12 protein-coding genes and 1 pseudogene are annotated in these 18264 nt (G+C 67.1%); 6 read left to right on the top strand and 7 right to left on the bottom strand.

The features are described 5' to 3' along the window. Nucleotides 1–5 precede the first annotated feature (5 nt). The 3 genes from THITH_RS18575 (at nucleotide 6) to treY (ending at nucleotide 6171) form a co-directional block, all read left to right on the top strand. A complete protein-coding gene (locus THITH_RS18575; protein WP_156925522.1) occupies nucleotides 6–440 on the top strand; it encodes a hypothetical protein in 435 nt (144 codons plus the stop codon). Between the two features lie 912 nt (nucleotides 441–1352). Further along, a complete protein-coding gene (gene glgX / locus THITH_RS10895) occupies nucleotides 1353–3494 on the top strand; it encodes a glycogen debranching protein GlgX (RefSeq protein WP_006748057.1) in 2142 nt (713 codons plus the stop codon). Further along, entirely contained in the window at nucleotides 3484–6171 is a 2688-nt protein-coding gene (treY, locus tag THITH_RS10900; RefSeq protein ID WP_006748056.1) for a malto-oligosyltrehalose synthase, read from the top strand. Before glgX ends, treY begins: the two co-directional genes overlap by 11 nt. On the opposite strand, the pseudogene THITH_RS19740 reads toward treY, so the two are convergent. Next, nucleotides 6138–6320: pseudogene (locus THITH_RS19740) on the bottom strand (hypothetical protein); the annotation flags it as partial. The gene treY and the pseudogene THITH_RS19740 sit on opposite strands and share 34 nt — an antisense overlap. A gap of 235 nt (nucleotides 6321–6555) precedes the next feature. On the opposite strand from THITH_RS19740, the gene treZ reads away from it, so the two are divergent. Both treZ and THITH_RS10910 read left to right on the top strand, forming a co-directional pair. After that, nucleotides 6556–8289: a malto-oligosyltrehalose trehalohydrolase gene (gene treZ / locus THITH_RS10905; protein WP_006748055.1), complete on the top strand. Its 1734-nt coding sequence runs from the start codon at nucleotides 6556–6558 to the stop codon at nucleotides 8287–8289. 31 nt (nucleotides 8290–8320) lie between these two features. Beyond that, the gene (locus tag THITH_RS10910; RefSeq protein ID WP_006748054.1) at nucleotides 8321–10144 is read left to right on the top strand and encodes a glycoside hydrolase family 15 protein; all 1824 of its coding nucleotides are present in this window, start codon (nucleotides 8321–8323) and stop codon (nucleotides 10142–10144) included. A 212-nt stretch (nucleotides 10145–10356) separates the two neighbouring features. Here the strand turns inward: THITH_RS10910 and THITH_RS10915 are convergent, their stop codons facing one another. From THITH_RS10915 to THITH_RS10935, 5 genes are all read right to left on the bottom strand, one after another. After that, on the bottom strand, nucleotides 10357–11487 hold the full coding sequence (locus THITH_RS10915; protein ID WP_006748053.1) for a site-2 protease family protein: 1131 nt from the start codon (nucleotides 11485–11487) through the stop codon (nucleotides 10357–10359). Nucleotides 11488–11610: 123 nt separating this feature from the next. Next, on the bottom strand, nucleotides 11611–11928 hold the full coding sequence (locus THITH_RS10920; protein WP_006748052.1) for a hypothetical protein: 318 nt from the start codon (nucleotides 11926–11928) through the stop codon (nucleotides 11611–11613). Nucleotides 11929–12226: 298 nt separating this feature from the next. After that, nucleotides 12227–14878, bottom strand: a complete 2652-nt coding sequence (locus THITH_RS10925) for an AMP-binding protein (protein ID WP_006748051.1) — start codon at nucleotides 14876–14878, stop codon at nucleotides 12227–12229. 540 nt (nucleotides 14879–15418) lie between these two features. Continuing rightward, entirely contained in the window at nucleotides 15419–15619 is a 201-nt protein-coding gene (locus THITH_RS10930) for a dodecin family protein (protein WP_006748050.1), read from the bottom strand. A gap of 301 nt (nucleotides 15620–15920) precedes the next feature. After that, the gene (locus tag THITH_RS10935) at nucleotides 15921–16286 is read right to left on the bottom strand and encodes a DUF1622 domain-containing protein (protein ID WP_006748049.1); all 366 of its coding nucleotides are present in this window, start codon (nucleotides 16284–16286) and stop codon (nucleotides 15921–15923) included. Between the two features lie 251 nt (nucleotides 16287–16537). On the opposite strand from THITH_RS10935, the gene THITH_RS10940 reads away from it, so the two are divergent. Beyond that, entirely contained in the window at nucleotides 16538–17638 is a 1101-nt protein-coding gene (locus THITH_RS10940; protein WP_006748048.1) for a zinc-binding metallopeptidase family protein, read from the top strand. A gap of 133 nt (nucleotides 17639–17771) precedes the next feature. Here the strand turns inward: THITH_RS10940 and THITH_RS10945 are convergent, their stop codons facing one another. After that, nucleotides 17772–18263: a DsrE family protein gene (locus THITH_RS10945; RefSeq protein WP_006748047.1), complete on the bottom strand. Its 492-nt coding sequence runs from the start codon at nucleotides 18261–18263 to the stop codon at nucleotides 17772–17774. Between the last annotated feature and the right edge of the window lies 1 nt (nucleotide 18264).

Genomic DNA, 18264 nt, shown 5'->3' on the forward strand with positions numbered 1-18264 from the left:
TACAGATGTCTATTATGATTAGCTCATTTCTCGAAATGCCATTTGCTCTAAAACTGATGTTTATCGCAGGCCTGCTTTCTCCTTTGCTAACTCTCGGCGCAACTCTAACGGGATCAATCACCCCGAGTGGTGATCCCGCGTGGCAGTACGGCGCAGCCAAGAACCTGTTCGAGTTATTCGTGATTGTTGGTCTTATGGTGCCTGCTTCCGTCTCGGCTATACTTCTTGCCAGACGCTGGCGTAGCTCGCGGTTCTTGTTCGTTGCATCGTATTTTATTGCTTGTGTCGCCCCCTTTTCTATAGAATCTTTTCGTGAAGAATTGCACGATACAAGTGCGTATGTACTAGCGGCTATTTTTACAAGCTTCGTTATTCTTTTTTACATATTATTATCTAGGCGTGTCAGGGTGTATTTTCAAACATCAAGTGAGCATACATGAGTCACTCGCTTGCAATATACATAAGCCCTGGATGGCCTGTTCCGCAGGGCTTGCAGGATCCAGCATCCGGCCCGTGCCCACCGGCCGCCGTACTTGTCGTTCAACTCGGCCGTGACGGGTATTTGAAGGAGTTTACGGGCACCGTCTACCCTTCCACCCGCCCGTCCGACACAATGCGCGCGCATCCGGACTTTTTCTACCGCGTCTGTCCCACCGCCTCGCTGGCAAGGTTCAGAAAAAGCCCTCCCAGATTCCGGGTTGATCCTTGTGTATGTGCCATGCTCTTCGACCCCGGCGAGTCACGGACATCAAGCCCTACCGTGCCCGCGCTGTTGCCTGCCGCTCTCCCAATGGCGTCGGCGCCACAAAATGGCTTCTTCGAGGACCTATCACACGACCCGCACACCCCCTGTGTACGCTTCGCAACCGGCGTCACCCCGCGCCAGTCTGGAGAGAAGTACGACACGCGCGCCCTTAGATCCAGGCTTAGCTGATTCGGTGCTTCCGTGGGACGTGCCCGTTTCGGCGTTTAGACCAGCCTATAGTTCACGCTTCCGCAAGCCCCCTACGATCCCGAACGATCGCCTTCCCCTGTACTGCCCCGCATCCGGGGCTTTGGCAGCGTGAATCGTTGTGCCTCCTGCGTCGGCACAATCTATGCGATTCCGGTGTTGGTGGCAGGAGCCGTCTGGCAGGGCATGCATCCCTGTGTCCCTCGCCCCCCCGAGCCCTTTCGTGCGGGTGGGAGCGGGCGTTCCATTGCGCATTCCCCCGTTCGACGGCCTATGCTGATCGGGAGTGAACTCTGGGTTTGCGTCCGGGATCGCGTGGGCGGTGCACCGCTGCCTGCTGGTCCGCGATTCCGTGCGTCCGACGTCACGCCCGGTTGCCGGGCCGGATCGCGAGGACACGATGAAGCGGGATTCCAGTGTGAGCAAACCGCCGGTGGCGGTGCCGTTGCCGGGTGAGCCCTACCCGCTCGGGGCCACGTTCGATGGCAAGGGCACGAACTTCTCGCTGTACTCGGAGATCGCGGAGCGCGTGGAGCTCTGCCTGTTCGACGCGAACGGCAGGCAGACCGCCGCGCACGATCTGACCGAGGTCACCGCGCTGTGCTGGCATGGCTACCTGCCGGAGGTTGGGCCGGGGCAGCGTTACGGCTACCGGGTATACGGCCCCTGGGATCCGGACCGCGGCCACCGCTGCAACCCGGCGAAGCTGCTGCTCGATCCCTACGCCAAGGCGGTCGATGGCCAGGTGCGCTGGAACGAAGCGGTGTTTCCCTACCGCTTCGACGATCCCGAAGGATTGTTGAACGAGGACGACAGCGCGGCGTTCGTGCCGAAGTCGGTCGTGATCGACCCCGCGTTCGACTGGGAGGACGACCGCCATCCCCGCACCCCCTGGCACGAGACGGTGATCTACGAGACGCATGTGAAAGGCTTCACCGCGCGTCACCCGGAGGTGCCGGAGGCCCTGCGCGGGACCTATGCCGGCCTCGCCCACCCGGCCGCGGTCGAGTACCTGACGCGGCTCGGGATCACCGCGGTCGAGCTGATGCCGGTGCACCAGTTCATCCACTACGCGTTCCTGAAGGAGCGCGGGCTGCGCAATTACTGGGGTTACAGCAGCATCGCCTATCTCGCGCCGCACAACGAGTACGCCGCCAGCGGCGCGGACGGCGGCCAGGTGCAGGAGTTCCGGAACATGGTGAAGACGCTGCACCGGGCCGGCCTCGAGGTGATCCTGGACGTGGTGTACAACCACACCAGCGAGGGCAACCACCTCGGCCCGATGCTGAGCCTGAAGGGCATCGACAACGCGGCCTACTACCGCCTCATCGCCGACAACCCGCGCCATTACCTGGACTACACCGGCACCGGCAACAGCCTGAACATGCGCCACCCGCATGTGCTGCAGCTGATCATGGACTCGCTGCGCTACTGGGTGCTGGAAATGCACGTCGACGGCTTCCGCTTCGATCTCGCCGCGACGCTGGCACGCGAGCTGCACGAGGTGGATCGGCTCTCCGCGTTCTTCGACGTCATCCAGCAGGATCCGGTGATCAGCCAGGTGAAGCTGATCGCCGAGCCCTGGGATCTCGGCGAGGGCGGCTACCAGGTCGGCAACTTCCCGCCGCTGTGGTCCGAGTGGAACGGGAAGTACCGCGACACGGTGCGCGATTTCTGGCGCGGCGAGGACCGGACGCTCGGGGAGTTCGCCTACCGCCTGACCGGCAGCTCGGACCTCTACGAATCGTCGGCACGGCGGCCGCACGCGAGCATCAACTTCGTCACCGCGCACGACGGCTTCACATTGCGCGACCTGGTGTCCTACAACGAGAAGCACAACGAGGCCAACGGCGAGGACAACCGCGACGGCGCGGACTACAACCGCTCGTGGAACTGCGGCGCCGAGGGGCCGACCGACGACACCGAGATCAACGCCCTGCGCGGCAAGCAGCAGCGCAACTTCCTGGTCACGCTGCTGCTGTCGCAAGGCGTACCCATGCTGCTCGGCGGCGACGAGATCGGGCGTACCCAGCAGGGCAACAACAACGCCTACTGCCAGGACAACGAGGTCTCGTGGTTCGACTGGGAGCAGGTCGACGAGGACCTGCTGGCGTTCACGCGCCGGCTGATCCGGCTGCGGCTGGACCACCCGGTGTTCCGGCGCCGGCGCTGGTTCCAGGGGCGCGCGATTCATGGCGACGACGTGAAGGACATCGCCTGGTTCAAGCCGGACGGCGAACAGATGGCGGAGGAACACTGGGGCGAGGGTTTCGCGAAATCGCTCGGCGTGTTCATCAACGGCCGTTCGATGACCGCCCCCGGTCCGCAAGGCGAGCGGATCGTCGACGACCGCTTCTTCCTGATCTTCAACGCCCACGACGACCCACTCGATTTCGTGCTGCCGGGGCGCAAGTGGGCGGACACCTGGATCCTGGAGATCGATACGGAAACGGGCTGGGCCGAAACCAAGGAGATCGTGCCAGCGGGGGCCACGCTGCAGGCCGCGGCGCGGTCGGCAGTGGTGCTGCGCTGTGTCTGCTGAGTGGATTGCGACCTACCGGCTCCAGCTGCACCCGGGGTTCACGCTCGACGACGCGGCGGGCATCGTGCCTTACCTCGCGCGGCTCGGCGTCAGCCACGTCTACCTGTCGCCGTTCCTGCAGGCGGTGCGCGGCAGCCTGCACGGCTACGACGTCGTCGACCCGTCCCGGGTGAACGACGAACTCGGCGGCGAAGACGCGCGCCGGCGCCTGACCGCAGCGCTGCAGGAAGCCGGCATGGGGCAGGTGCTGGACGTCGTGCCCAACCACATGGCGGTGGCCGGCGACCAGAACCCCTGGTGGTGGGACGTGCTCGAGAACGGGCCCTCGAGCCGCTTCGCCACCTTTTTCGACGTGGACTGGGAAGCCTCGGAGGAGCGCTGGCCGAACAAGGTCCTGCTGCCGGTGCTCGGGGACCACTACGGGAGGGTGCTAGAAGCCGGCGAGCTGCAGCTGCGCGATGACGGCGGCCTGTTCACCCTGCACTACCACGAGCACCGATTCCCGCTGGATCCCTCGTCGCTGCGCGACCTGCTCTACCGGGCCTACGGGCACAGCGGCATCGAGATGCTGGGGTTCCTCGCCGAGTCCTGCGCGCGCCTGCCGCGGCCCCAGGTCACCGCGCGCGGTCCGGCGGAGCGCCGGCGGCGCGACCAGCGCGTGATCCACCTGCTGCTGGCAGCGGCCTGTCGCAAGGATGCCGAGGCGCTGGCGGCGATCCAGGTCGAGGTGGACCGGCTGAACGCGGATCCCGACGCGCTCGATGCGCTGCTGGAGCAGCAGAACTACCGGCTGGCCTGGTGGCAGACGGCACGGCAGGACCTCGGCTACCGGCGCTTCTTCGACATCGACGATCTCGCCGGGCTGCGGGTCGAGGACGACCAGGTCTTCCAGGCGGTGCACGAATTACCGATCGGCTGGGTCCAGCAGGGCGAGGCGCAGGGCCTGCGCATCGACCACCCGGACGGGCTGCGCGATCCCGCGCAGTACTTCCAGAGGCTGCGGGCCGCCTGCCCCGACGTCTGGATCGTCGCCGAGAAGATTCTCGAGCCCGGCGAGGCGCTGCCCGAGGACTGGCCGATCGCGGGCACGACCGGGTACGACTTCCTGAACCGGGCGCAGGGGCTGTTCGTCGACCCGCGCGGCGAGGAACCGCTGACCCGGCTCTGCGCCGCGCTGACCGGGGAGACGGTCGGTTTCCCCGACCTCGTCTACGACTGCAAGCGGCAGGTATTGCGGGAGCTGCTGGGCAGCGAGCTGCACCGGCTGACCTCGCTGTTCGTCGCCGTGTGCGAGCGGCACCGGCGCCACCGCGACTACACCCGCGACCAGCTCTACCGGGCGCTGCTCGAGGTGGCGGCCTGCTTCCCGGTCTACCGCAGCTACGTGACCGCCGACGGCGGAGCCTCGTCCGAGGATGCCGCGCAGGTCGACCGGGCCCTTGAGCAGGCGGCGGAGCGCGCGCCCGAACTGGACCCGGAGCTGCTGCGGTTCCTGCGCCGGCTGCTGCTGGTGCAGATCGAAGGCGAGCTCGAGACCGAGCTGGCGCTCCGCTTCCAGCAACTGACCGGGCCCGCGATGGCCAAGGGCGTCGAGGACACGGCGTTCTACCGCTTCCCGCGCCTGCTCGCGCTGAACGAGGTCGGCGGTGATCCCGACCGCTTCGGCATCGCGCCGGCCGAGTTCCACCAGGCCTGCCGGGAGGCGCTGCAGCGGCACCCGCAGGCGATGCTCACGACCTCGACCCACGACACCAAGCGCAGCGAGGACGTACGCGCGCGCCTGCTGCTCCTCTCCGAGATCCCCGGGCGCTGGGCGTCGCAGGTGAACGACTGGTTCCGGCGCAACGCCCGGTACCGGCGCGACGACGGGCCCGACCCCGCCACCGAGTATCTGCTCTACCAGACGCTGGTCGGCGCCTGGCCAATCGACAGCGAACGCATCGAGGCCTACCTCGAGAAGGCCGTGCGCGAGGCGAAACGGCACACGAACTGGACGCGACCGAACGTCGGGTTCGAGGAGGCGCTGCAGGCGTTCGCGAAGGCGCTGCTCGCCGACGCGGCGTTCCGGACCGAACTCGAGGACTTCGTGCAGCCGTTGGTGTTCCCGGGGCGGGTCAACGGGCTGGCGCAGCTGCTGCTGAAGCTCACCACGCCCGGCATCCCGGACCTGTACCAGGGCACCGAGCTCTGGGACCTGAGCCTGGTCGACCCGGACAACCGGAGGCCGGTCGACTTCGCACGGCGTGCAGCCCTGCTCGACGCGCTGGACACGCTGCACCCCGCGGAGATGCTCGCCCGCGCCGACGAGGGACTGCCGAAGCTGTGGGTGATTCGGGAGGCCCTGGCGCTGCGCCGGCGCAGGCCGCAGGGGTTCGGTTCCGAGGGGTCCTATGAGCCGATCATCGCAAGGGGGCCGCGTGCCGACCACGCGGTCGCTTTCCTGCGCGGCGGCGATGTGCTGGTGGTCGTGCCGCGCCTGGTACTCGGCCTCGACGGCGACTGGCAGGATACCGTTCTTCCCGTCCCGCCCGGAACCTGGGTGAACCGCCTCGACGGCACAACCGTCGAGGGTGGCGACCGCAGCCTGCAAGAGATGCTCGCGGCGTTCCCCGTCGCCCTGCTCGAACGGAGCCAACTTCCATGGCGAGGGCCACCCCCGACCATGAAAGAATGGTAGGGCGGAAGAGGCCGAAGGCCGTCATCCGCCATCCGGCGCCGGGGTTGCCGCAGGCGCCAGGGAAACGCGAACGCCGAGCGGCGGATGACGCTGCGCTCTTCCGCCCTACAGATCGCCGAGAGGCGAACGTCAGGTTTTTTCGCGTTAATTGTCCCGAAACCTCTGCGGCGAGCACGACACCGCTCTGCGTCGGGCGTCGTTGCGAGCGCAGCGCGGCAACCCATCCGGCGTCGGGAATGCTTACGCCGTTTGGATCGCCACGCCCCGCCGCGCTTTGCTCGCGGCTCATGGCGTCGCTCCTCGCGATGACGGTGGTTTCGAAGACGGTCCGTTCCAAATTGCGGAGCATCCGTGATAATCAGGTGAACAGATGGAGGAAACCCGGTGACGCTGCTGACGGTATGGGCTCCGCACGCCCGGAGGGTCGAACTCGAATACGGTAGCGCCCGGCGCCCGATGCACCGCCAGGAAGGCGGCGAGTGGCGCCTGGAGGTGCCACAGCTCGCGCACGGGGAGGACTACGCGTTCCACCTGGACGGAGCCGGGCCGTTCCCCGACCCGCGCTCGCGCTGGCAGCCGCAGGGGGTGCACGGGCCGTCGCGCTGGGTGGATCACGGCCGGTTCGAGTGGAACGATCGCGATTGGCAGCCGCCGCCGCTGGCCGCAGCGGTCATCGCCGAGATCCACGTCGGCACCTTCACCGACGAGGGCAGCTTCGACGGCGTGATCGACCGGCTCGATCACCTGGTCGATCTCGGGATCACCCACGTCGAGTTGATGCCGGTGCAGGAGTTCCCAGGCGAGCGCGGCTGGGGCTACGACGGCGTGAACCTGTTCGCCCCGCATCATGCCTACGGCGGGCCGGACGGGCTGAAACGGCTGGTCGACGCCTGCCACGCGCGCGGGCTCGCGGTGCTGCTCGACGCCGTCTACAACCACCTGGGGCCCGAGGGGAATCACCTTGGCCGCTTCGGCCCCTATTTCACCGACGCGTACCGCACGCCCTGGGGCGACGCGGTGAACTTCGACCGGGCCCACAGCGACGCGGTCCGCCGCTTCTTCCTCGACAACGCGCTGATGTGGCTGCGCGACTACCGTTTCGACGGGCTGCGCATCGACGCAGTGCACGCCATCGTCGACACCTCGGCGATCCATTTCCTCGAGGAGCTGGCGGCCGAGGTGCGCCGGCTCGAGGCCGAGACCGGGCGTCACCGGGTGCTGATCGCCGAGAGCGACCTGAACGACCCGCGGCTGATCCGCCCGGTGGAGGCCGGGGGCTACGGGCTCGACGCCCAGTGGAACGACGATTTCCACCACGCGCTGCACGCGCTGCTGACCGGGGAGCGCGACGGCTACTACGCCGACTTCGGCACCATCGGGCACCTGGAGCGGGTGCTCACCCGCGGCTATGCCTACGACGGCGTGCGGTCCGTCTACCGCGGGCGCAGGCACGGACGCCCGGCGACCGGCCTTCCGGGACGGCGTTTCGTCGGCTGCCTGCAGAACCACGATCAGGTGGGCAACCGCGCCGCGGGCGAGCGCAGCAGTCACCTGCTTTCCGCCGGGCTGCTGAAGGTCGGCGCGGCACTGGTGTTGACCGCCCCGTTCGTGCCCCTGTTGTTCCAGGGCGAGGAATGGGGGGCGAAGACACCGTTCCTGTACTTCACCGACCACCCCGACCCCGACCTCGGCGAAGCGGTGCGCAAGGGCCGGCGGGAGGAGTTCGCCGCGTTCGGCTGGGACCCCGAACGCATCCCCGATCCGCAGGACCGCGCCACCTTCGAACGCTCGCGGCTCGACTGGACCGAACTCGACAGAGCAGAGCACGCGGCGCTGCTCGCCTGGCACCGGAAGCTGATCGCGTTGCGGCGCAGCCACCCCGCGTTCGCCGATGACCGCCTGGATACGATCCGGGTATGTTTCGACGAGCAGCAGCGCTGGCTGATCGTGCTGCGCCCCGCTGTGATCGTCGCCTGCAATCTGGCCGGGGGCGACCGGCGGCTCCATTGCGCGCAGCTCGCGGGGCACCGGATACTGCTGGCATCATCGCCGGATGCCGCCCTCGACGGAGAAGCCATCGCGCTTCCCGCGGAATCGGTCGCGATTCTGGCCCGATGAACGCCCCTTGCACCAACAGCGAGACAGCGCGATGACGATCGCCGATCAGCTTCCCCGCCGGCAGAACGGCTACCTGCCGATCGAGGACCATGGCCTGATCGGCGATGGCAGCACGGCCGCGCTGGTCGGCCGCGACGGCGCGATCTCTTGGCTCTGCGTGCCCCGCTTCGACTCCGAGCCGCTGTTCTGCGCGCTGCTCGACCGGGAACGCGGCGGGGCCTTCACCGTGGCACCAGAACCGCTGACCGGCGCGCGCCAGCACTACGAGCCGCACACCGCGATTCTGATCACCGAGATGACCGGCCCGGAGGGCCGGGTGCGGGTGACCGACTGCCTGACGCTGCGCGCCGGTGCGGACCTCTCGGAGGACGCGCCGGCGGGACGCGGCGAGCTGCTGCGCATGATCGAGGTGCTCGAAGGCCGGGTGAAACTGCGCGTGCGCGTGCAGCCCTGGGGCGGCCTGCGCTGTTTCCCGCGCGCGGGCGGGCTCGGCATTGGCCTGGAGCGCCGGCCGGAGTTCGAGCTGCATCTCGGATCGTCGCTGCCGCTGGAGGGTAGCGAGAGCCTGTACGACCTCGCCGCGGGCGCTCGCCACCACCTGCTGCTGTCCTGGGGCACGGGGCCCCACCGCTTCCACCCGCACACGCCCGGGGAGACGCTGGCCGCAACGGCTGCGGTCTGGCGCGACTGGCTGCGTCACTACCACTACGAAGGGCCGCAGGAGGCGCTGGTGCGGCGCTCCGCGATCACGCTGAAATTGATGGACTACACCGCAACCGGCGCGATGATCGCGGCGCCCACCTCGTCGCTCCCCGAGGCCATCGGCGGCCCGCGCAACTGGGACTACCGCTACGCCTGGATCCGGGACGCCGCGTTTTCGGTCTACGCCCTGGACCGCATCGGCATGGGGCACGAGGCCGCCGGCTTTCTCGGATGGGTACTCGACGCGGTCGACCGCGCCGGGCGGCCGCGGGTGCTCTACGACGTCGACGGGCAGTCACCGCCACCCGAGTTCATCGAGACCGGCCTCGAGGGGTATCGCGGGTCGGCCCCGGTGCGCTGGGGCAACGCCGCGGCCAACCAGCGCCAGCACGACGTGTTCGGCGAGATCCTGGATTGCGCCTACCGCTGGGTGCGCTGGGGCGGCACGCTGGACGACGCGCTCTGGGCCCGACTCCGGCGACTCGTCGAAGCGGCGGCCGCGGAATGGCAAACGCCCGACCACGGGATCTGGGAGGTACGCACCCCGGGCCGGCCGTTCACCTACTCCGCGGCACTGTGCGCGGTGGCGCTCGACCGTGGCGCACGGTTGGCGCAAGGCAAGGGTTCGCAAGGCGACGCCGAACGCTGGCAGAAGGAGGCGGCGCGCATCCGCAACGCCATCCTGGAACACGCCTGGGATCCGCGGTTGCAGTCGCTGACCGAGCACCTCGGCGGCGGCGGAATCGACGCCAGCCTGCTGGCACTGCCGCTGCGCGGCGTGATTCCCACCGACCACCCCAAGATGGTGGCCACCACCCGGGCGGTGATACGCCGGCTCGGGGCCGGCGACGGGCTGCTCTACCGCTATCTCCCGGAAGAGTCGCCGGACGGCCTGCCAGGCCACGAAGGCGCGTTCCTGTTGTGCAGCTTCTGGCTGGCGGACAACCTCGCCGGTCAAGGGCGTCTCGACGAAGCGGGCGATCTGTACGATTCGCTGTGCGCGCGAGCCAATCCGTTGGGCCTGCTGCCGGAGCAGATCGACCCTTCGACCGGTGCTTTCCTCGGGAACTTCCCGCAGGCCTTCAGCCACATGGGGGTGATCTCCACCGGCATCAACCTGCGCCGGGCGAGAACGAACCGGGCCAAGAGCTGACCCGGGGCCGCCCGGCCCCGAGCTTCGACTCCCGCCGTCGGGGGATTGCGCCATGACCGCGCCACCTGATCGCACCGCGGGCGCCATCCTCCAGCACCACCCGCCACCGCTGCCGGACCACCGCCTCCGGAAGCAACGTTGTGGAAACGGTGCTCACCCGCGAACGCCCGTAGCACAAGGCGTATCGATCCAACGCCATCAGCCGCCTGGGTTCAGCCCTTCTCCAGCTCGGAACGCACCTGCAGGAAGTGCAGAAGATCCTTCAGCGCCAGGATACCGACGATCCGATCCCCGTCGGTCACGATCAGGCGGCTGGCCCTCTGCCCCTGCATGCGTTCGAGTGCTTCGTTCGCATCCTCATCGGCCGACACGGTGGCTCCTTCGCCGGCCTCGCGACACACCTCCCCGATGCGCGTGTGGTCCCAGTCCCCCCTGGCAACCTGTCTCGCCTCGCGCAGCCCGGCATGCCCCACGAGCCGTCCGTCTCGCTCCACCGGGAACAGGTCGAAGGCATGGTGATAGACATAGTCCTCGACGAAATCACGGATGCTGGTCTCGGCAGGCACCGTAACCGGATTGGCAGTCATGAAACGGCGCACGCTGCGCCCGGCCAGCGCCTGCTGCATCAGCAACTGGCGGTAGCCCATACCGGCGGCCGCGTGCACGAACAAACCGATCAGGAACCACCACATGCCGCCGATGAAGTTGCCGGCCACGAAGCTCACGACCCCGAGTGCAACCAGCAACAGCCCGAACCCCTGACCCATGCGCGATGCCCAGCGCGTCGCCCAGCGCAGGTCGCCCTTCAGGTGCCAGAGGGCGGCGCGGAGCACGCGCCCACCGTCCAGCGGAAATCCGGGCACCATGTTGAATACGGCCAGCAGAAAATTGATGAACCCCAGGTAGTACACAACGCCGGCCAGGTGTTCCGGCACGCCGGCCGCGTGCATCCCGGCGCCGAGCAGGTAGAAGGCGACCGCAAGAAACAGGCTCGCGATCGGCCCCGCGATCGCCATCCAGAACTCGACCCGCGGCTCCTTCGGCTCGCCCACCATCTCCGCCATGCCGCCGAACAGGAACAACGTGATCCCGCGCACCCGGAGCCCGTAACTGCGCGCGACCACGGAATGACTGAGCTCGTGGAACAGCAGCGAGAAGAACAGCCCCAGCATGCCCGCCAGGCCCATCAGCCAGTAGGTGAGCGGCGCCAGTTCCGGGTAGGCGTAGGGGAACAGGCCCTCGGCGAGCGACCAGGTAATCAGCAGGGCGAGAAACAGCCAGGAGACATTGGCTCGAATCTCGAACCCCAGGACCCGGAACAGGCTGAAGCTTTCACCAAACATGCGAAATCGCGGCTGCCGCAGACGATGACCCCGAATTGAGCATAGCAGGACGCGCTACCATTCAGTCGCGACTCGGCCAGCGGATTTCGCGGCTTCGCCGGGCCGGCCGTGTGTCCCCGCGTTTCAGGGCGGTGGGGGTCTGCGCCACCGCGGCTTGCGCGCCTGCCAGGCGGCCACGAGGTACGCGGGTGCGAACACCAGCAGCAGAAACACGATCGCGGGCACCACGCGTTCCAGCGCCTGGGAAAGGCCCAGATAAACGGCAAGCCAGGAAAGAAGCGCGAACAGGATTCCGGCGACCAGCGTGAACAGCGACACGAAGATCAGGTAGGCGGCCAGCGGTCTCTGGTCTGGGTGGCGGATGCGCCGTACCAGCGGAATGGCGACGATGAAGAAGGCGATCCAGACGAGAAGAGTCAGGAAGAAACTTCCGTTTTCCATGAGGAATGTGCCTCGGTGTCTCTGAAGGTTGCCGCAACCGTTCCGGATCAGCATGCGCGACGCCCCAGCCGGTTGCAAACCCGAGGCATTGCGGCTGCCCCGGTCCGCGACGGGGGACCACCATCCGCCAGCGATCAGCATCCAGCCACGGTGGCGATGGCTGCGAAGCCCGCGGGGATTGCAACCGAGGCCGCGCTGGCTTCGAACCACAAGCGATTGCCCCTCTACCCTTCCCGTTCAGCGTCAGGATTCGGGCAGATGTGTTCATGATCCAGGTTCCGGACTTGTGCCACGGCATTCACGCCGATGCTTCACCCACGCGCTCCAGCGCGGACTGCAGGTTTCGCACGATTTCCCGTTCATCGGTGCCGTAGGTCTCGGGGGAGACCGGATCCCCGATGATCACCCGTACCCTTTTTCCAGGGCGCGGGAAATACTGCCCCGGGGCCATCACTTCACGCGTGCCGTCGATCCACACCGGCACCACCGGCACCGGCTGCGCGGCAAGAACCAGTCCGATTCCGGGGCGCAGGGTCTGGAGTGTACCGTCCGCAGAACGCTGGCCTTCGGGGAACCAGATCAAGCTGTGCCCGCGCTTCAGGCAGGCCGCGGCGAGGGCCAGGCTCCTGCGCGGTGCGGCACCAGGATCGATCGGTAACACATGCGCCGTTCGGCTGAATGCCCGGGAAACCCGGTTGGAGAACAGGTAGGCCTCCAGACCCGCCCAGTACAACGATTCGAGTTGCTGCCTGTCGAGGGCCGGCAGCAAGGCCAGCGGGTCCACGAAGCTCAGGTGGCGCGGTGCAATCAGATACGGGCCGTCATCGGGCAGACGTCCTTGCACTTCGACGCGCATCAGCAGATACGTCAGCAGCCGCGCAGGCCCCAGCAGCGCGCGGGCGAGGGACCGGCGGACCGGGCCGAGAGGCGCGAGATCCTCCCTCTGGTCCTCTGCGAGGAGCGACTCCGGATCCTCGAGCTGTTTTTTCAGGTCGCCCCTACCCGCCTTGGCCTCGGCAGCCCCGGCCGCCTCCCGCAGAAGATCCCGGACCGTCTCGACGCGTTCGATCGCCGAGTCATCGAGGTCGATCCTGGCACGATCCTGCAGCGCCAACGTCAGGTCCACCCAGCTGAGCGAATCAATCCCCAGTTCCTCGGCGAGGCTGCTGTCCGGAGTCAGGCGGAGATCGTGAAAGCGCTCGGCCAGATAGTTCCAGGTGCGCTCTGCACTCGGGTCGGACAGCAACTGCTGGTCCTCGGGAGCCATCGATTCCGGCGAAACCGGCTCTGGGCGCGCCTCGGAAACGCTGTCTTGCTGGCCCAGTTTCTCGAACAGCTCGTCCAGCTTGTGCCGGCGCAACTTGCCGAGGCGCGTGCGCGGCAGGGGGTCGAGCACCATGCGCAGAACGCCCGGGCGATGATGACTCGGCAGTTCCTTCGCCGCCTCCTTCACTGCGGCCTTGACCCGCTTCTCGAGGTCCTCGCCGGTCACCTCGCGCAACAGACCGGACTCAGGAACCACGACCGCCGCCAGACGATCGTCGTGCGCGAGAACGCCAACCTCGCGGACGTCGTCGGCGGCCTGAAGGGTTTTCTCCACGCGCTCCGGATCGACGTTCTCGCCACCCGAGAGCACGATCATCGAAGACTCGCGACCATGCAGATGCAGGTAGCCATCGGCAGTGATCTCGCCGGTGTCGCCGGTACGGAACCAGCCGTCGTCGTCGAGAACCGCCGCGGTCTTCTCGGGCAGGTTCAGGTAGCCCGCGAAGACGTTCGGACCTCGGGCCATCACTTCGCCGCGCCCGTCCGAGGAGCCGGAGTCATCGATGGCCAGCTCCACCCCCGGCAGCGGAAGCCCGGCAGCTGCAAGCTTCAGGCGATCCGGTGGATTGTAGGCGAGAATCGGCGAAGTCTCGCTGAGACCGTAGCCTGTGGCCACCTCCCAGCCCAGCGCCTGCAGATTGCGCCCGAGCTCCGGGTCGAGCGCGGCACCACCGGCGACCACCAGGCGCAGGCGGGGGGCCAGGCGCTCATGCAGGCGGTTGAAGAGCTTGCGGCCCACACGCAGGCCAAGCCGTTGGCGCGCGATCTTCGAGATACCCAGCATCAGGCGGAACACGGCTGCCGCGATCCTGCCGCGTGCCGCGACCCGTTCCTCCAGGGCCTGCCATACCGCTTCGTAGAGCCGCGGCACACCCAGCATCACCGTGGCCTCGCCGTCGCGCAGCGCGCGCACGATCTGGGGGCCCACCAGCGAGAACGGCACGATGATCGGTGCTCCGATCGTCAGCGGAATCAGGATACCGACCGTGAACGGATAGACGTGGTGGAATGGCAGCGGAACTAGTACCCGGTCACGGTGATCGGCGAGTTCCTGCGCGCACAACGCCTCGACGTTGCTGGTCAGGTTCCGGTGCGTCAGCGGGACGCCCTTCGGCGGGCCAGTAGTACCGGAAGTGTAGAAAATGGCGGCCACATCGTCGGCTTTCGCGACCGCGGATGCCGGTTCGTGGTCGAGTAGCTTTTCCCACGATTCCTCCGCATCCGCGCCGGCATCGAGCAGATAAATCTGTCGGTCGCTCAAATCCTCGGGCAGACGCTCCCTGAGCTTCGAGGTGGTGAAAACGAACCGCGGCTCGGAATCGGAAAACGCGTGTTCCAGATCCTCGCGGGGCATCTGGGTATCCAGCGGCACCACCACACCACCCGCGTTCATCACACCCAGCGCGGAGATCACCCAGGCGGCGCTATTGGGCGCGAGGATCACCACCCGGCCGCCCGGTTCCAGGCCGGCCTGCTGCAGCCCGGCGACCAGGCGGCGCGCGCGTTCGAAGAGATCGGCACGCGAAGTCGTGCCGAATGAATCTCGGCCCATCGCGATCACCGCCGCCTGATCCTCGGCCACCGCGCGGGAAACCACCAGTTCGCCGAGGGTTCGAGCACTCATCGTGACACCTTCGAAGTACCCGGTGGCGGGGGCAATAGTGGCTTTCCTGGTACGCGCGGAAATGCGATCGTCGCCGGCGCGTCAAGGAACGCGCCACTCCGCGCGCCGGCAGGCAGAGGAACCCAGGCGGCGCATGGCCGATCACGGCGTTCGGCTTGTTCCACGCTGGCGACTGTCATGGACCCGGCCATCGACGGCGATGATCACTTGCGGAAGAATCGGGCGGCACGCTCGCCGGCCGCAACAACGGCCTGCGCCGCCGAGCCGCGCTAACTGCCATGACCCGTGTGGCCACCCCCGATGATGAAAGAGGCGTAGGGCGGAAAAGGCCGAAGGCCGTCATCCGCCAGCCGGCACTGGGGAGTGCCGCGGGCCTGGGCACTGCGAACGCCCTGTGGCGGATGACGCTGCGCTCTTCCACCCTACGGGTCGCCCGGGGCACGCCCCGGGTTCTTTCACGCTGATCCGGCTGATGGAAAATCAGCACCGCCAAACGGCGCCAGGCCAGCGACGCCATCCCGGCCTTGCCGACTGCGCGCGTCAGTCGAGTACGAAGGTGACCTTCAGGTCGACCCGGTAGCTCGTGATCGCGCCGTTCTCCACCCGGACCTTCTGCTCCTTGACCCAGGCACCGCGAATTCCGTGCAGCGTCTCCGACGCCCGTTGGACTCCCTGGCGGATCGCATCCTCGAAGCTCTCGGTCGATTCCGCCGTGATTTCCGTTACTTTTGCAACAGTCATGATCCTTCTCCCATTCCCTCTGGCTGTCCCGGCCATCCCGGCGCGCCACCCGCGTCTTCCCGAGGCTCCACAGGCGCGTACCACCGCTGGCAAGGCCGCGTAACCGGGTGTAGCTGCAATAATTAGCCGTCGCGGATCGCGTATACCGGCTGAACGACCACCCCGGCCTCTTCATCCCGCACTCACTCGAATATAGTAGGGTTATGAGCGTCCAGCCACCCGGCGGTCGACGAAGCTTTCCAGGAAGACGCGCGACATCAAGCGGTGCAGCGGGGTACAGGCAACGACGCGTCGGCGGTGTTCAGCTGGAGGGGCGGTCCGGGGGCGGCTGCCACGGCCACCGGCCCTCGATCTCGAGGAAGAGCGAGAAGCTGAGCAGGATCCGCAGGAAAATGATGATCGCGAGCCCGCCCAGCCCCTCGAGGGTTTGATCGACCACCACCGTGCGGATGATGTCTCCGGCGATCAGGAATTCCAGTCCGACCAGGATCGAGCGTCCCAAACGCACCCGGAACTCCCGGTACGCCTGTCCGTCCTCGTCATCGAGCCGCCATCGGCGCACGAACCGGGCGATCGCGATCACGCTTCCGATCACGATCACCAGAACACCGAGAGCCTCGAGCGTCCAGCCGATTGCCCCTACCGTGATCTTGAAATATTCCAGCATGGCCCACCCGCTGCGCTGATGACCACCCCTGGTCCGATACGCGCCCCAACGCCCGATACCGGCGCATCACGACGCTCCGCATCTTCGGACCACCCCGGTGCCCGTCGATTGTCGCATCCGCACCGGCGCCGTTGCACACGCCTGGCCCGCGGCACGGCAGAATACGCGCGCATCGACCCGCGTCGAGGGCGTGCTACTGTGTCAGCGGGCCATCGCGAGCGGTCCGCGTACCTTCCGGAGGGCATGAAGCCTTGCAACTCTATCGCTGCCAATCCTGCGGGCACCGCGTGTACTTCGAAAACGTGGTCTGCACGCGCTGTGGACACCGTCTGGGCTTTCTGCCGGACCGCCTTCAGATCTCCGCGCTCGAACCGGTGGGCCGCAACGTCTTCACCGCGCTTGCGGCGACGGATGGAACGCGATACCGGCTGTGCGCGAACACCACCGACTTCGGGGTCTGCAACTGGATGGTGCCCGAGACAGACGACGATGCCCTCTGTGCGTCCTGCCGCCTCAACCGCACCATCCCGAATCTGAGCGTCGCCGGCAACAAGGACCTCTGGCAGGCACTGGAATCCCAGAAGCGCCGCCTGGTCTACAGCCTGATCCGGCTCGGTCTCCCGGTACGGCCGAAGTACCGGGATCCCGCCGGGCTCGCGTTCGATTTTCTTGCCGACAGCGAACCCAGCTTTCGCGAGACCGGCTCGGTGATGACCGGCCATGCCGATGGTCTGATCACCATCAACGTCGCCGAGGCCGATCCGGTCATGCGCGAACGGATGCGGCGCGACATGGCAGAGCCGTACCGGACGATCCTCGGACATTTCCGGCACGAGTCCGGCCACTATTACTGGGATCGGCTGGTTCGCGACACCCGCTGGCTCGACGAGGTGCGGGGGCTGTTCGGCGACGAAACCCTGGACTACGCGCAGGCCTTGGAAACCCACCACACGCGAGGCCCCGTCGCCGACTGGCAGCAGCGCCATGTCAGTGCCTATGCCAGCAGTCATCCCTGGGAGGACTGGGCCGAAACCTGGGCGCACTACCTGCATATCGTCGACACGCTGGACACGGCGCGGCACTCCGGCGTGACCGTCGGTACCGGCCTGGACGAGACCGGGTCACCGCAGGCAGCGCCGGCTTTCGACGCCTACGCGCCGGGCGACTTCGCGCCGATTCTCGAGCATTGGCTGCCGCTGGCCTTCGCGCTCAACAACCTGAATCGAAGCATGGGCCACGCCGATGCCTACCCGTTCGTCCTCGCCCCTCTCGCGATCGAGAAGCTGAAACTGGTGCATCGCATCGTTCAGGATCCACTAACTGTCATGGCCAGCGGCCACCCTGCAACATGAAAGGGCGAGCCACGGAAAGCACGGACAGATACCAAAAGGGTTTGATCCGTTTCATCTTCCGTGGTTTCCGTGTTCTTCCGTGGCTGTCATTAAAGCCGGAACGCCCCCGCGCAGGTCGGATCGCAGACCCCGATCAGCGCATGAACACATGCCCTTCCTCCTGCTGTAGCCGAATGATCTCCGCGTCGGCCATCGGCACCACGCGCACGAAGCCGTGCATGTCCTCCGGCTCGAAGCCTCGCGCGCGCGCCGCTGCGCGGCATATCCGGAACTCGATCGGTCCCGCCTGGGTCAGGCTCTGCGCGCGGCGCATCAGCTCCCCGTACTCGCCGTAGTTCTCGATACCGAAAAAGCGGATCTCGTCGCCGTGCAGCACCAGCACGATCGAGGCATCGAACGGATCGGCCTCGTAGACATTGTTCAGAAAGCTGACCCGGTCGAGAATCCGCTCGAATCGATCGGGGTCACCCTCGGCCACGTCGTACACGACCTTCTGGGGTGCGTACTCGATCGCTTCGGCACTCGCCTGGCCCCAGGGCGCCTGCCCCTCGCCGGCCTGCAGAGAGGGGGTCCCCAGCCCCAGTACCAGCATCGTTCCCAGAAACCAGCGTGTTGCCTGCCACATA

The organism is Thioalkalivibrio paradoxus ARh 1 (genome assembly GCF_000227685.2).
GTDB lineage: Bacteria > Pseudomonadota > Gammaproteobacteria > Ectothiorhodospirales > Ectothiorhodospiraceae > Thioalkalivibrio > Thioalkalivibrio paradoxus.